The sequence below is a fragment of the Streptococcus parasanguinis genome, from assembly GCF_000963275.1.
GTDB lineage: Bacteria > Bacillota > Bacilli > Lactobacillales > Streptococcaceae > Streptococcus > Streptococcus parasanguinis_B.
In genome coordinates this window covers 829,024-845,099 of the sequence record NZ_JYOW01000001.1, presented here as the reverse complement: position 1 = coordinate 845,099, position 16,076 = coordinate 829,024, and the positions used below count along the sequence as shown (strand labels likewise).

At 44.0% G+C, this 16,076-nt stretch carries 12 protein-coding genes and 1 pseudogene; all 13 read left to right on the top strand.

Annotation, left to right across the window (positions count from 1 at the left end):
* The first annotated feature begins 79 nt into the window (after nucleotides 1-79).
* Entirely contained in the window at nucleotides 80-823 is a 744-nt protein-coding gene (locus TZ97_RS04205; RefSeq protein WP_045759498.1) for a DeoR/GlpR family DNA-binding transcription regulator, read from the top strand.
* Nucleotides 820-1,731: a 1-phosphofructokinase gene (gene pfkB / locus TZ97_RS04200; protein WP_045759497.1), complete on the top strand. Its 912-nt coding sequence runs from the start codon at nucleotides 820-822 to the stop codon at nucleotides 1,729-1,731. Before TZ97_RS04205 ends, pfkB begins: the two co-directional genes overlap by 4 nt.
* Entirely contained in the window at nucleotides 1,728-3,695 is a 1,968-nt protein-coding gene (locus TZ97_RS04195) for a PTS fructose transporter subunit IIABC (RefSeq protein WP_045759496.1), read from the top strand. The genes pfkB and TZ97_RS04195 overlap by 4 nt, the downstream gene beginning before the upstream one ends.
* Nucleotides 3,696-3,827: 132 nt before the next feature.
* Entirely contained in the window at nucleotides 3,828-4,202 is a 375-nt protein-coding gene (locus TZ97_RS04190) for a DUF1149 family protein (RefSeq protein ID WP_009731099.1), read from the top strand.
* A 3-nt stretch (nucleotides 4,203-4,205) separates the two neighbouring features.
* A complete protein-coding gene (locus tag TZ97_RS04185; RefSeq protein WP_045759495.1) occupies nucleotides 4,206-5,054 on the top strand; it encodes a DegV family protein in 849 nt (282 codons plus the stop codon).
* A 10-nt stretch (nucleotides 5,055-5,064) separates the two neighbouring features.
* Entirely contained in the window at nucleotides 5,065-5,832 is a 768-nt protein-coding gene (gene dapB, locus TZ97_RS04180) for a 4-hydroxy-tetrahydrodipicolinate reductase (RefSeq protein ID WP_045759494.1), read from the top strand.
* Nucleotides 5,829-7,040: a CCA tRNA nucleotidyltransferase gene (locus tag TZ97_RS04175; protein WP_045759493.1), complete on the top strand. Its 1,212-nt coding sequence runs from the start codon at nucleotides 5,829-5,831 to the stop codon at nucleotides 7,038-7,040. Before dapB ends, TZ97_RS04175 begins: the two co-directional genes overlap by 4 nt.
* Nucleotides 7,037-8,905: an ABC-F family ATP-binding cassette domain-containing protein gene (locus TZ97_RS04170; protein ID WP_045759492.1), complete on the top strand. Its 1,869-nt coding sequence runs from the start codon at nucleotides 7,037-7,039 to the stop codon at nucleotides 8,903-8,905. The genes TZ97_RS04175 and TZ97_RS04170 overlap by 4 nt, the downstream gene beginning before the upstream one ends.
* A gap of 9 nt (nucleotides 8,906-8,914) precedes the next feature.
* On the top strand, nucleotides 8,915-9,433 hold the full coding sequence (locus tag TZ97_RS04165) for a hypothetical protein (protein ID WP_045759491.1): 519 nt from the start codon (nucleotides 8,915-8,917) through the stop codon (nucleotides 9,431-9,433).
* Between the two features lie 86 nt (nucleotides 9,434-9,519).
* The gene (locus tag TZ97_RS04160) at nucleotides 9,520-10,479 is read left to right on the top strand and encodes an ROK family glucokinase (protein ID WP_045759490.1); all 960 of its coding nucleotides are present in this window, start codon (nucleotides 9,520-9,522) and stop codon (nucleotides 10,477-10,479) included.
* Between the two features lie 78 nt (nucleotides 10,480-10,557).
* Complete coding sequence (locus TZ97_RS04155) at nucleotides 10,558-11,397, top strand: thymidylate synthase (protein WP_045759489.1); 840 nt, start codon at nucleotides 10,558-10,560, stop codon at nucleotides 11,395-11,397.
* A 203-nt stretch (nucleotides 11,398-11,600) separates the two neighbouring features.
* The gene (locus tag TZ97_RS11070; RefSeq protein ID WP_412179241.1) at nucleotides 11,601-14,393 is read left to right on the top strand and encodes a CshA/CshB family fibrillar adhesin-related protein; all 2,793 of its coding nucleotides are present in this window, start codon (nucleotides 11,601-11,603) and stop codon (nucleotides 14,391-14,393) included.
* 114 nt (nucleotides 14,394-14,507) lie between these two features.
* Nucleotides 14,508-16,067, top strand: a pseudogene (locus TZ97_RS11095) (CshA family fibrillar surface protein C); the annotation flags it as partial.
* Nucleotides 16,068-16,076 lie beyond the last annotated feature (9 nt).

Here is a 16,076-nt window from a genome sequence, read left to right as displayed (position 1 = left end):
CAGAAAATGATAAAAAGTGTTGACATTTTTTGGAGATGGAGTATAATAGTCCTTGTAATCGATTGCAAAAGGAGGAGAAATGCTTAAGTCTGAACGAAAACAATTCATCCTCGAGAAGGTACTGAAGGAAAAGTTTGTTTCCTTAGAAACCCTTGTACAAGAGCTAGGGACGTCTGAATCAACGGTTCGTCGTGACTTGGATGAATTAGAAGCTGAAAGTAAACTTCGCCGGGTTCACGGCGGTGCGGAAAGCCTGCATTTTCTTCAAGAGGAAGAAAGCAATAAAGAAAAATCTATCAAAAACATTCAAGTTAAGTCAAAGATCGCGGTAAAAGCGGCGGAATTGATCAAAGATCATGACGTGATCTTTATCGATGCTGGGACGACCAATGAATTGTTGGTACAAGAAATTGTCAATCCAACGGTAACCGTGGTGACCAACTCGATTCACCATGCGACCAAGTTGGTCGAGCGAAATGTTCCAACAGTCATCATCGGTGGGAAGGTAAAATCTTCTACAGATGCTAGTATCGGAGGGATCGCGCTCAATCAGATCGGTCAGTTGAACTTTGACAAAGCCTTTCTTGGAATGAATGGAATCGATGATGAATTTTACAGCACTCCAGACCTGGAAGAAGGATCTGTCAAGCGTGCGATTATCGAAAATGCGAAAAAAACCTATATCTTAGCGGATGATTCGAAAATTGGTGTGACATCCTTTGTCAAAGTGGCTCCTATCAAGCGAGCCATGATTATCACCAATCAATGTGATCCGCAACGATTAAAGGTTTTAAAAGAAAAAACGGAGGTTATAGAGGTTTGATTTATACAGTAACACTGAATCCAGCCATTGACTATATTGTTCGACTCGATCATGTAGAGACAGGGGCGGTCAATCGGATGGCTTCGGAAGATAAATTCGCCGGTGGTAAAGGGATCAATGTCAGTCGTGTCTTGAAACGTCTCGATATCGAGAACACAGCGACTGGATTTATCGGTGGTTTCACAGGACGCTTCATCGAAGACGTACTGACTAGCGAAGCCATTTCCACCAACTTTGTGACAGTGGACCAAGATACCCGGATCAATGTCAAGATCAAGGCTGATGAGGAAACAGAGATCAATGGGAATGGCCCAGAAGTGACGGAAGCGCAGTTGCAAGAATTGCTCAACATCTTATCGAGCTTAACAACAGATGATGTGGTAGTCTTTGCAGGATCTGCCCCATCTTCACTTGGGAATGGCGTTTACAAACAATTGATCGCAGCAACTCGTGCGACAGGTGCGCAAGTGGTTTGCGACTTTGAAGGGCAAACCTTGATTGATTCCTTGGAGTTCAATCCCCAATTGGTCAAACCAAACAACCATGAATTGGGAGATATCTTTGGCGTTACCTTGACGGAATTGCCAGAAATTGAACGTTATGCTAAAGAGATTTTGGCCAAGGGTGCACAAAACGTCATTATTTCCATGGCGGGTGATGGTGCTCTCCTTGTCAGTCCAAACGGTACTTACTTCGCAAAACCAATCAAAGGTCAAGTGAAGAACTCTGTTGGGGCTGGAGATTCCATGGTAGCTGGCTTCACTGGGAAGCTCGCAACAACAGGAGATGTCATCGAAGCCTTCAAATGGGGCGTGGCTTGTGGCACAGCAACCACCTTCTCAGATGACTTGGCGACAGCTGACTATATAAAAGAAACTTATGAAAAAGTAGAGGTAGAAAAACTATGAAAATTCAAGACGTTTTAAATAAAAACGTGATGTTGTTTGACCTTCAAGCAACAGATAAAGAGGGCGTGATCAATGAGATGGTCCAATCGCTCGTTGACAATGGTGTGGTGACAGATTTTGACACCTTCAAGGCTGGAATCATGAACCGTGAAGCACAAACTTCAACTGGTTTGGGTGACGGAATTGCCATGCCCCACAGCAAAAATGAAGCAGTTAAAGAAGCTACAGTCTTGTTTGCAAAATCAAACAAGGGTGTGGACTACGCTTCACTGGATGGCCAACCAACAGACTTGTTCTTCATGATCGCAGCTCCAGAAGGAGCAAACGACACTCACTTGGCAGCCCTAGCTGAATTGTCTAAGTACTTGATGAAACCAGGTTTTGCAGACAAACTTCGCCAAGCAAGCACTCCTGATCAAGTGATTGCAGCCTTTGATGCAGAAGAGCAAGAAGCTGCAGCTGAAGAAGCGAAAAAAGCAGAAGCGGTCAAAGAAGCAGCTTCATCTGACAAACCTCTCATCGTTGCTGTTACAGCATGTACAACAGGTATCGCCCACACTTACATGGCAGAAGAAGCCCTCATCAAAAAAGGGGAAGAAATGGGTGTTACGGTCCGCGTTGAAACCAACGGGGCATCTGGTGTCGGCAACCGCTTGACAGCTGAAGAAATCGCAAAAGCTGAAGGGGTCATTATTGCAGCTGATAAAGCAGTTGAAACCGCTCGTTTCGATGGCAAAAAATTGATCTCTAAACCAGTCGCAGCTGGTATCCGTCAGACAGAAGAATTGATCCAAACCATCTTGGACGGCAAAGCAGATGTCTTCCACGCTGAAAATGCTGCCCAAGCTAGCGCTAGCCAAGAAAAATCGAGCTTGGGTGGAGCCTTCTACAAACACTTGATGAGTGGGGTTTCTCAAATGCTTCCATTCGTTATCGGTGGTGGTATCTTGATCGCCCTAGCCTTCTTGATTGACCAAGTTCTTGGTGTTCCTCAAGATCAATTGTCTAGTCTTGGTTCTTATCATGTATTAGCAGCACAATTTAAAACAATTGGTGGTGTAGCCTTTGGCTTCATGCTTCCTGTACTTGCAGGTTACATTGGATTCTCAATCGCTGAAAAACCTGGTTTTGTAGCAGGGTTTATCGCTGGATCTATTGCTAGCTCAGGGTCAGCATTTGGAAATATCGCCTACGGTGCTGCTAAAGGTGAATTACCAGCAGCCGTATCATCAGGTTTCCTTGGAGCTTTGGTAGGTGGTTTCCTTGCAGGTGGAGTTGTTCTCTTACTTCGCAAAGCCCTTGCAGGTCTTCCACGTTCACTCGATGGTATCCGTTCAATCCTTCTCTTGCCATTGCTTGGTGTTGGTTTGACAGGATTCTTGATGTTCCTCATCAATATTCCAATGGCTGCTATTAATACTGGTCTTAACAACTTCCTTTCAAGCTTGTCAGGTAGCTCAGCTGTCCTTCTTGGACTTCTCGTCGGCGGTATGATGGCTGTAGATATGGGTGGACCAGTTAACAAAGCCGCTTATGTCTTCGCTACAGGTACACTTGCTGAATCTGTTGCTTCAGGTGGTTCTATTGTTATGGCAGCTGTTATGGCAGCTGGTATGGTTCCTCCATTGGCAGTATTCGTAGCAACTGTATTGTTTAAAGATAAATTCACACAAGAAGAACGCGATTCTGGTTTGACAAACATTGTCATGGGTCTTTCCTTCATCACAGAAGGTGCCATTCCTTTCGGTGCAGCTGACCCAGCTCGTGCCATCCCTAGCTTCATCGCAGGCTCAGCATTGACAGGTGCTCTTGTTGGTCTTGCAGGCTTGAAACTCATGGCTCCTCACGGAGGAATCTTCGTTATCGCTCTTACATCAAACCCACTTCTTTACATCTTGTTCGTATTGATCGGTGCAGTCGTAAGTGGTATCTTGTTCGGATTGCTTCGCAAACCTAAAAACTAAACATGATTAAAAGGTTGGGAAATTTCCAACCTTTTCTTTTTGTACTAGCGAAAAAATCACCTCATTCTACGTTGGTATCTTGAGCTGAATTATGATATAATAAGCCTAACGCATATTTTTAGGAGAATAAAAATGGATATTCAACGTGAAAAAGAATTTGTCAGCCAATACCACTATGACGCTCGTAATTTTGAGTGGGAAAAAGAAAATGGCATCCCCGAAACAAAAGTAGATGTAAACTTTCAATTAATCAATCGTGATCAACAACAAAATACAACGTCTTTGATTGTCATCTTGAGCTACATGATCGTTTTTGACGGCTTTGTGATCAGTGGAACCATCACTCAAATTAACCACTTGTTTGGTCGTTATGTCAATGAACCAAGCGAATTCAGCAAAGACGAAGTGGAAGAATTGGCACGTCCTTGCTTGGATATGCTCAACCGTTTGACTTATGAAGTTACAGAAATTGCCCTTGATTTACCGGGTATTAATTTGGAGTTTTAATCAATGAAATTAGCAGTGATCACGGATTCGTCTGCCTATTTACCGCAAGAGGTGCTCCATCACGACGACTTATTTATTTTAGAGATCCCGATCTATATCGATGGGGAGTCTTATGTTGAAGGGAAGAACCTGACACACGATGAGTTCTATCAAAAGATGGCTGCGTCTAAGGAATTGCCAAAGACTAGCCAGCCGAGTGTGGCAGAGTTAGAAGAAGTCTTATCTGGTTTGACAGCTAAGGGCTATACGCATGCTATCGGTCTTTTCTTATCATCTGGTATTTCTGGTTTCTACCAAAATATCCAATATTTGAAGGACGAATTTGAAGGCTTGACCGTCGAATTTCCGGACTCAAAAATTACCAGTGCTCCTCTAGGAATGATGACAGAAGACTGCTTGAAATGGGCTGGTGAAGGCCGTTCCTTTGATGAGATTGTGGCCAATGTCCAACACCAGATCGATGGTACCTCTGCCTATATCATGGTGGATGATTTGAACCACTTGGTTAAAGGTGGCCGTCTGTCAAATGGGGCTGCTATTCTTGGGAATCTCTTGAGCATCAAGCCTATTCTTCATTTTAATGATGAAGGCGTAATTGAGGTCTTTGAGAAAGTCCGGACGGAAAAGAAAGCCATGAAACGCTTGGTAGAGATTGTTGTATCAGATATCGCAGATGGTCATTACCAAGTCTTTGTCATCCATGCCAATGTCCCTGAAAAAGCAGAAGCACTTCGCCAACTACTCATGGAAGAAGGAGTGGAAGGAGACATTCCTTTTGCTACTTTTGGAGGGGTTATTGGGACGCACTTAGGTGACCATAGCTTAGCAGTTGGGTATATCCCTATCGTTTAAGGAGAATTCTATGTCAATTAAAGTCATTATCGCAGGTTTCAAGGGTAGAATGGGACAAGCAGCCTACAAGATGGTTTCTGAAGATCCTGAGTTAGAATTAGCTGGCTTGATCGATCCATTTACTGATGAGACAGAAGTTGCAGGAGTTCCTGTCTTTAACCGCAAAGAAGATGTTGTGGGTCTAGAGGCAGATGTTTGGGTCGACTTTACCATGCCCAAGGTCGCTTACGAGAATACTCGCTTTGCAATTGAGAATGGCTTTGCGCCTGTTGTGGGAACGACTGGATTCACTCCTGAGCAGATCCAAGAATTGACAGACCTTTCACGTGAAAAGGGCTTGGGTGGCTTGATCGCGCCGAACTTTGCCATTGGAGCTGTGCTCTTGATGCAATTTGCAGCGCAAGCAGCCAAGTATTTCCCGAATGTAGAAATTATCGAATTGCACCACGATAAGAAAAAAGATGCACCGAGTGGAACAGCGATTAAGACCGCTGAGTTGATCTCTGAGAAGCGTGAGAAGATCCAGCAAGGTGCAGCAGATGAAGAAGAGTTGATGCCTGGAGCAAGAGGGGCAGAGTTTGAAGGGATGCGCATCCATTCGGTTCGATTGCCTGGCCTAGTCGCTCACCAAGAGGTGATTTTTGGTAGCCAAGGCGAAGGCTTGACTCTCCGTCATGATTCCTATGATCGTGTTTCCTTCATGACAGGAGTAAATCTAGGGATTAAAGAAGTTGTCAAGCGTCATGAGCTTGTCTATGGTTTGGAACACTTACTATGAGATTAGAAAAGATGCCTTCTGAGTTTCAGGAGGCTTTACCAATATTAGAGAAGATTAAAGCAGCTGGTTTTGAGGCCTATTTTGTAGGGGGATCTGTCCGTGATGCCCTCTTGGATCGTCCAATTCACGATGTCGATATCGCTTCCTCCTCATACCCAGAAGAGACCAAGGCGATTTTTGATCGAACAGTAGATGTCGGTATCGAACATGGGACCGTCTTGGTTCTTGAAAATGGTCAAGAATATGAAATTACGACCTTCCGGACGGAGGATGTCTATGTCGATTATCGTCGCCCGAGCTCGGTGTCTTTTGTACGCTCACTTGAAGAAGACCTCAAGCGCCGTGATTTCACCGTCAATGCCTTTGCTTTAAATGAAAAAGGAGAAATTGTTGACCTCTTTCATGGACTAGAAGATTTAGAAAACAAGGTCCTTCGGGCGGTTGGCCTTCCTCACGAACGGTTTAATGAAGATGCGCTCCGGATCATGCGAGGATTTCGTTTTCAGGCCAGTCTCGGCTTTGAATTAGAAGAGGCAACCTTTGATGCCATGAAGGAGTGTGCTCCCTTACTAGAGAAGATTTCAGTAGAGCGCACTTTTATCGAGTTTGATAAACTCTTGCTTTCTCCATACTGGAGACAGGGCTTGGAGGCTATGCTAGCAAGTGGAGCCTATCACTATCTGCCAGAGATGAAGGATCGTAAAGAAGCGATCGAGCGTTTGTTTGACACAGAGTTGGAATATACTTTTTCAACTTCTGAGCAAGCCTGGGCTGCTTTGGTCTTAGCACTAGAGATTCAAGATATTCCAAAATTCTTTAAGAAATGGAAGACCTCTAGAGACTTTGCTAAGACGGTGGAGCAGATCGTGGAGATTCTAAAGCTCCGAGAAAATGGAAGCCTAGACAAGCGTGCCTGCTACAAGTATGAGAAACGTTTGTTACTGGTTGCTGAAGAGCTCCGTGAAGCTTATGCCTTGAGTGTGGATTATTTGGCCATTGAGCGTGTCTATGATAGCTTGACCATTCATGATAAGCATGAAGTGGTGGTCAATGGTGGCATGCTGATCAAAGAATATGGTTTTCAACCAGGTCCAGCCTTGGGAGAGATTTTGACAAAAATTGAATATGCCATTGTCGATGGGGAGCTGGCCAATGAAAAAGAGGCCATCATTGCCTATATCCAGCAAGCAAAAGAGGAGGAAAAATGAGCGATTTTATTGTCGATAAATTAACCAAATCTGTCGGAGATAAGACCGTCTTTCGTGAGATTTCCTTTATCATTCACGACTTGGATCGGATTGGATTGATCGGGGTCAATGGGACTGGAAAAACCACGCTGTTAGATGTATTGTCAGGTCGCTCTGGCTTTGATGGCGATGTGAGTCCTTTTTCTGCCAAGAGTGATTATACGATTGGCTACTTGACGCAGGAACCTGACTTTGATGATCAAAAGACGGTTCTGGATACGGTGTTGTCTAGTGATTTGCGTGAAATGCAGCTCATTCGCGATTATGAATTCTTGATGGCGGATTACCGAGAAGAGAACCAAGCCCGTCTTGAAAAGGTCATGGCGGAGATGGATTCGCTCAATGCTTGGGAAATCGAGAGTCAGGTTAAGACAGTCCTTTCTAAGCTTGGAATTGAAGACTTGAACGCCAAAGTTGGGGATCTATCTGGGGGCTTGCGTCGTCGGGTGCAACTGGCACAAGTTTTGCTGTCTCACCACGACCTGCTCTTACTAGATGAGCCAACCAACCACCTGGACATTGATACCATCGAATGGTTGACCAATTTCTTGAAGAACTCTAAGAAAACTGTGCTTTTCATTACCCACGATCGCTATTTCTTGGATAATATCTCGACACGGATCTTTGAGTTGGATCGAGCTAGCTTGATCGAGTATCAGGGCAACTACCAGGATTATGTTCGCTTAAAGGCTGAGCAAGACGAGCGTGATGCAGCCCTTCTTCATAAGAAGCAGCAACTCTATAAGCAGGAGTTGACCTGGATGCGGCGTCAACCCCAGGCGCGTGCGACCAAGCAACAGGCACGGATCAATCGATTCCATGATCTCAAACAAGACTTGTCTGGTCAAAGCAGCCAGACGGATTTGGAGATGAACTTTGAGACCAGCCGGATCGGAAAGAAAGTCATCGAGTTTAAAGATGTGAGTTTTGCTTTTGAAAACAAGCCGATTTTACAGGGCTTTAACCTCTTGGTGCAAAATAAGGACCGCATCGGGATTGTCGGGGATAATGGTGTCGGCAAGTCCACCCTACTTAATTTGATCGCTGAGCGACTGCAGCCTCAGTCTGGGCAAGTCATTATCGGAGAAACCGTTCGGGTGGCTTATTTCTCTCAACAGATCGATGGTTTGGATGAGAGCAAGCGCGTGATTAATTTCCTCCAGGAAGTTGCTGAGGAAGTGAAGACGACCGTTGGAACGACATCAATTGCAGATCTCTTGGAGCAATTTCTCTTCCCACGCTCTATGCACGGAACCTTGATCGAAAAACTCTCCGGTGGGGAGAAGAAGCGCCTCTTTCTCTTAAAACTCTTGATTGAAAAACCCAATGTACTTCTCCTCGATGAGCCAACCAATGACTTGGATATCGCAACCTTGACGGTTTTGGAAAACTTCCTTCAAAACTTTGGAGGTCCCGTCATTACCGTTAGCCACGACCGCTATTTCCTAGACAAAGTCGCAAGCAAGATCCTTGCTTTTGAAAATGGGGGAATTCGTGAGTTCTTTGGCAATTATACGGATTACCTGGATGAAAAAGCCTTTGAAGCAGCTCAAGTAACGGCCAGTCACAAGGTTGAAAAAGAGAAACCTGTCAAGCCAAAAGAAGAGAAGAAACGCATGAGCTACATGGAAAAGCAAGAGTGGGCAAGCATTGAAGCAGATATCGAAGCCATTGAAAATCGGATCGCAGAGATTGAAGTGGAAATGAATGAAAACGGCTCTGACTTTGGCAAATTGTCAGCCCTTCAAAAGGAATTGGATCAGGAAAATGAGCGATTGCTTGAGAAGTACGATCGCTATGAATACCTGAGCGAATTAGATGAATAAGGAGGCCCTATGAATCAATTGAACCGGATATCCCTTGGGATTTCAGCCACTATTTTTACCATTATCGGTATCGTCTTGTTTATCAATCCGATTGAGCACATTGGCTCGTTTAGCTGGTTGATTTCCTGTGGTTTCTTTTTAATCTCCCTTTCGCGTTTTTCACGCTATTACCGATTGCGGCAAGCTGGTATCATTCAGCAGCAACAGCTCTTCCACAGTATGGTCGCCTTGGTTTTTGCAGTCTACTTACTGCTCTATGGCTACAAAACCTTGCCGATTGTCTTTCCAGTCACTTTAGGAATTTGGCTGATCTATCGTTCGATTTTAAACTTCCGAAAAGCCAATTTCTACTCGAGGAAGGTTGAAGAACTGTCCAAGCGTTATATTTTCTTTGCCTTGCTACAACTCTTTATTGGATTGTTCTTAATCGTTAGTCCGCTTTCGATTAGCGTCTTTCTATTAAATATTATTGGCTTGATTTTCCTGCTTCTAGGATTTCAATCTTTTAGTCTTTTGTTAAAAAGTTAAGAAAAGTTACGTGCAAACCTTTGCGTTTGATAAAAAGTCTGATATAATAGATCTGTAAGTGTTTACAAGTATGAAAGGAGTTACAGATGTCTAAAAAAATTATTGGGATTGACCTTGGAGGAACTTCAATTAAGTTTGCCATCCTTACTTTGGATGGGGAAGTTCAAGAAAAATGGTCTATTAAAACAAATATCTTGGATGAAGGTAGCCATATCGTAGATGATATGATCGAATCCATCGCGCATCGTTTGAAAATGCTTGGGCTTGATGCTTCTGAGTTCCAAGGAATTGGAATGGGTTCACCTGGTGTCGTTGACCGTGAAAAAGGTACAGTTATCGGTGCCTACAACTTGAACTGGAAGACCCTTCAACCAGTCAAAGAAAAGATCGAAAGTGCCCTTCATATTCCATTCTTTATCGATAATGATGCCAACGTTGCTGCTTTGGGTGAACGTTGGAAAGGGGCTGGTGAAAACCAACCAGATGTCGTCTTCATGACACTTGGTACAGGTGTCGGCGGTGGTATCGTTGCTGAAGGTCGTCTCTTGCATGGTGTACGTGGAGCTGCTGGTGAGCTTGGTCACATCACTGTTGACTTTGATGATCCAATCCAATGTACCTGTGGTAAAAAAGGCTGTCTTGAAACGGTTGCCTCAGCAACTGGTATCGTCAACTTGACTCGTCGTTACGCCGATGAGTACGAAGGGGACTCTCAATTGAAAGTCTTGATCGACAACGGAGAAGAAGTAACGGCTAAAACGGTCTTTGACCTGGCAAAAGAAGGCGATGCTCTTGCTTTGATCGTCTACAAGAACTTCTCACGTTATCTTGGACTTGCTGCTGCTAACATCGGTTCAACCTTGAACCCATCTAAGATTGTTATCGGTGGTGGGGTTTCCGCTGCTGGAGACTTCCTCTTGGACGGTGTGCGCAAGGTCTTTGAAGAAAACTCATTCCCACAAGTGCGTGAATCTACTCAATTGGCACTTGCTACTTTGGGAAATGACGCCGGTGTGATCGGTGCTGCATCCCTTGTATTACAATAAGATTAAAAGGAGATTTGCCTCTCCTTTTTTCTTTATCCTGTGATATAATGAAAGCAATAGTAGATTAAAGGAGGAGATATGACAAAAGCAGATACCATTTTTAAAGAGTATATTCGGAAAATCATGGAAGAAGGTGTTTGGTCTGAACAGGCCCGACCTAAATACAAGGATGGTAGAACGGCCAACTCCAAGTACATCACGGGAGCCTTTATGGAGTTTGATCTCTCAAAAGGCGAGTTTCCTATCACGACCCTTCGTCCCATCGCGATTAAATCAGCCATCAAAGAGATGCTCTGGATCTACCAGGATCAGTCGAATAGCTTAGACCTGTTAGAAGATAAATACAATGTCCATTATTGGAACGACTGGGAAGTAGGGGATAGTCGTACTATTGGTCAACGCTATGGTGCTGTGGTCAAAAAGCATGACATTACCAATAAAATCCTCAAACAATTAGAAGCCAATCCCTGGAATCGCCGCAATATTATCTCGCTCTGGGATTATGATGCCTTTGAGGAGACCGACGGACTCTTACCATGTGCATTTCAAACCATGTTTGACGTGAGGCGGGTTGATGGAGAGATTTATCTAGATGCTACCCTGACCCAGCGTTCAAATGATATGTTGGTAGCCCACCATATCAATGCCATGCAATATGTAGCTCTTCAGATGATGATTGCCAAGCACTTTGGCTGGAAGGTTGGAAAGTTCTTTTACTTCATTAATAACCTTCATATTTATGATAATCAATTTGAACAGGCTGAAGAGTTACTCCGTCGCGAGCCTTCAGATTGTCAGCCACACCTGGTCTTGAATGTGCCAGATGGAACCAATTTCTTTGACATCAAACCAGAAGATTTTGAACTGGTCGATTACGATCCAGTGAAGCCACAATTGAAGTTCGATCTTGCCATTTAGTAATAAATCAAGGTTTTTTGATACCTTGATCAATTGGTAAAATCCTTTTAGAATTAAAACAATTTTAGCTAAAAATTTTTACTCATTTTTGAGTCAATATGTTTTGAAAATCGTTCGGTTTTTGTTAAAATAGATAAGGTTTGTAAAAACTAAACAATTTTAAAAAGAATGTTAATTTATAGATAAATATGGAGGTCCATTAGATGGGGAAAGACTTATTTAATGATCGTATTAGCAGATTCTCAATTCGTAAATTGAATGTGGGTGTTTGCTCTGTACTATTGGGAACACTTGTCATGGTTGGGACAGCCGCAAGTGCAGCCGCAGAAGAAAAGACAGATACGACAAGTGAAAGTGTAGCAGCAGTTGCAACAGCGTCAGAAGCGCCCGCAACTTCAACAGCCACAGCAACTTCAGCAGCATCAACAGCTGCAACAACGAGTACAGCAGCGACAACGTATGAAGCAAACCCAGCTGTTACTGCACCAGCAACATCAACAGCACCTGCTTCAACTAGTGAAGCAAGTAGCACAAGCACAGCAGCATCTGCAGCCTCGACTGCACCGGAAACATCAACCGCTGCAACACCAAAATTAGAAGCAGCTACACCAGAAATCAAGGCAGCAGAAGCAGCTACAACAGATAAGAAAGAAGTAGTGGCTGCAGGTGTCGAAGCACCAGCTACTGAAACTCCTGCTGTGACAGCCGAAACTTCTGGTCCTAAACGTCGTAATCGTCGTGCATTGGGTGATACCAATGATCCAAGCTTGATTGGGGCAGATGTTGTAGACGCAACTTCAACTCCGAAAGTTGAAAAACCAGGCTTTACAACAAATATCAATGCTAAAGATATAGCCAGCCAAATCTCATGGTTGGACTTTGGGGATACGGCTAACTGGACAGGGACTACTACAACATCAAAAGGGGACCTTGCCCTTCAAGTAGGTTCTACTTATACCAAGGAAATCATGCCGGGCTATGTGGTAACCATCAAGGTAAAATCTTTGAAGCCTTTCCAAGCGACAGAGATCTACAAAAAGCGCCTTGAAGACCGAGGAGCGACAGCTGCTGAAAAAGCAACTTATGATCCAAATGCCAGAAATGGTTATGGGAATGCTTCTAATACACCTGCTACGAGAGCAGCTTTTGCTGCTGGTGAAGAAGCTAAAGTTATTGCCGAAGCTCAAAACCGTTGGACTGAAATTAAAAAAGAAGGTATTGATACTGGTGACAAAAAGAAAACTACTATCAGTTCAGAACTTGAAGGTGGGAATATCGGTGTTCAGTTTGAAGTTTCTGCGACCTTCCGTGGAAAAGTGGTCAAACCTGCCATTGTCATGGCGGATGGTGAGTCCGCTAACCCTGGTGAAATGGTACTATTCACCACAAACGGAGAAGGATGGCAACATATTGGTGAATGGCCTAAGGGCAATAATAAAACTTATATTCCACAAGATACAGACAATTTATTCGGTCCAAACCCTGCCACTAATATAGATGGCATGAGTTACTATAGGACGAACCTTGACCTACTTCGACGCTCAGATCAAGTGGGGCCAGGTAAAAAAGCGGTTGCTTGGAAGTACTTTGGAAGTGCTGATTTAACAACTGCAGGTCTCGGAACTGGGGTCTTTGGACCAAATATTTCAAGTATTGCTGCTGTTCCCCTTGTTATGACACGTGGAGCGTCCGAAGTTGGCTTGTATATTGCATCTTCAGGTAAACAATCAGCCATGCTTGGCTTCTTCCCGCTTGATGAAGGAGATGCGCCAGCATCTTACGGTAAGGCGATCCACTCTATTGCAACTGTTGATGGTGTAACAGGTAAGAAAGTAAACCAACCTTATCTAGGTCACTTAAGCCCTGATATGGATGAAAACAATACGCTTGATTGGACGGGTGATGACAAGGCGACCACTGCGGATGAAGGCATCGACCAATTACTTCCAAATGATCTCAAAGGGAAAACCAATGAGCTGATCAAGATGGACCGGACACGTCCAGGTAATTACACCATTTCAGTGGAAGCTCATACGGATGGAGCAGCCAAAGCTAACATCTATGGTTGGATAGATTTCAACCAAAACGGAACCTTCGATGAAGATGAACGTTCTGATTTAACAACTATTACTCAAGATGGGACGGCTACGTTAAAATTTACAAAGAGTAAAACCTATATTGATCCTAGTGTCAATGAATTGGGTGTTCGGATCCGTATCGCAAAGAATGATAAGGAGATTGAAAGCCCAACGGGTATGGCTTTCTCTGGTGAGGTTGAAGACTTTAAGACTCAAATCACTCACCCACCAAAAGGGGAATTTAAAGAAACAACTGGCCCTCAAGGTGCAAAACAAACCGCTACTGTAGCCTTTACCGCTCGAGGTTTGCAAGGCTATAGCTTAACTGAGCCAGCTAAAATTGACGAAACAATTGAACCTTACATTGTTGATTCTAATGGTAACAAAGCTACTTTGGATGCTGAAGGTTACTATGTCGTGCCAGGTCAAGGTAAATACAAAGTTACTGGTAATGGTAAAGATGTAGATGTGGAATTCATCCCAGAAGATCACTTCCTTGGAACAGCTGATGGAATCTCTATCCGTCGTACAGACAGCAATGGCTACGATACGGGTTGGTCAACAAAATTCCCAGCTGACGAAGCCAATGTAGATACTGTTTTGAATACTATGGATGGTCTTTATATCCCAACTGTTACACCAACGGAAATTGAAGGGGTAGATAAGACTTCAACAGATGTCCAAGGTGCGACTCAAACTGGTACACCAACCTTTAACACAACTACAACGAATGCTAATGGCGAAAAGATCTCTGTCACTCCAAGCTTGGAATACCCTGCTAAATTGGTGGACCCAGCGACTGGTCAAGTAACCAATGCAACCTCTGTAACAGTAGCAGGTGAAGGAACTTACAGCATTGATGATGCTACTGGTAAAGTAACCTTTGTTCCAGAACCAGGATTCACAGGTACAGCTTAAGGTGTTACCGTATCTGTAACAGCTCCTGTCGGAAAAGATAAAGACGGAACCGTCCGTGATGAATACCTTAAGACAGCAACAGCTAAGTACACACCAACGGTTACTCCAATCACAGTGACTCCTACAGACAAGGTTTCTGCGGACATTCAAAACGTTCCTCAAACCCAAACACCAACCTTTGATTTGAGTAACGACAAGACTGCTGAAATCACCAGCAAGAAATTGGTGGATCCAGCAACTGGTCAACCAACTGATGAAACAACTGTAACAGTAGCAGGTGAAGGTAGCTATACAATCGATCCTACTACAGGAGCGGTGACCTTCACACCTGAAAAAGACTTTGTTGGTACTGCAAAAGGAGTAACTGTTCAGGCAACTGCTACTATTACAAATGGTAATGGTAAGACTGCAACCATTACTTCAGATGCGACCTACACACCAACTGTTGTGCCAGCAGTTCCAACAGCAAGCCCTGCAACTTCTAAAGATGTTCAAGGTGCAACTCAAACCGGTACACCAACCTTTGCAGGAACTACTGTCCAAGTAAACGGTGAAGATAAAGCTATTACCATTAAAGACAATAGCTACACGCTTTTGGATAATGATGGCAATGAAGTGACAAGTACACCAGCTTATGCCGCTGATGGTACGACTGAAATCGGTACTTACTCAATCGATCCTACAACTGGTCAAGTAACCTTCACACCGACTGACAAGTCATACACTGGCGCAGTCACACCAGCCAAGGTTCAAGCTGAAAGCTCAAACGGTATCAAGGTGGATACAACTTACACGCCTGAAATCGTTCCAGTAACACCAACTGCAACTCCAGCAGAAACAACTGACATTCAAGGTGCAACTCAAAAAGGTAAACCTGAATTCAAGGGTGGAACTGTGACTGTTGATGGCGTTGAGAAAACTGTTGAAATCAACGAAGATGTTCCAGCAACATTTGACGATGGCTCAACAACTAAGACAGTAGAAGGCGTTGGTACCTACACAGTAGCAGCAGACGGAACTGTAACCTTTGTCCCTGAGAAATCATTCACAGGTAAAGCACCAGCCGTAACGGTTGTTCGTGAAGATAAGAATGGAACTAAAGCTTCTGCGACCTACACACCAACTGTAACTCCAGTAACACCTACTGCGACACCTGCTGAAACAACAGATATCCAAGGTGCCACACAAACTGGTAAACCTGTATTCACTGAAGGCGACAGCCGTGTACCAATGAATGATGATGTTGCTGCAACATTTGACGATGGATCAACAACTAAGACAGTTGATGGCGTTGGTACCTACACAGTAGCAGCAGACGGTACTGTTACATTTGTACCAGAAAAATCATTCGTCGGAACAGCGCCAGCAGTGACGGTTGTTCGTGAAGATAAGAACGGAACAAAAGCTTCTGCGACTTATACACCAACTGTGACTCCAGTCACACCGACAGCTACACCAGTTGAAACAACAGGTAAACAAGGTCAAACTCAAACAGGTAAGCCTGAATTTACTGAAGGTGATAGCCGTGTGCCAATGAACGATGACGTTCCAGCTACTTTCGACGATGGCTCAACGACTAAGACAGTAGATGGCGTTGGTACTTACACAGTAGCAGCAGACGGAACTGTAACCTTTGTCCCTGAAAAATCATTCACAGGTAAAGCACCAGCCGTAACGGTTGTT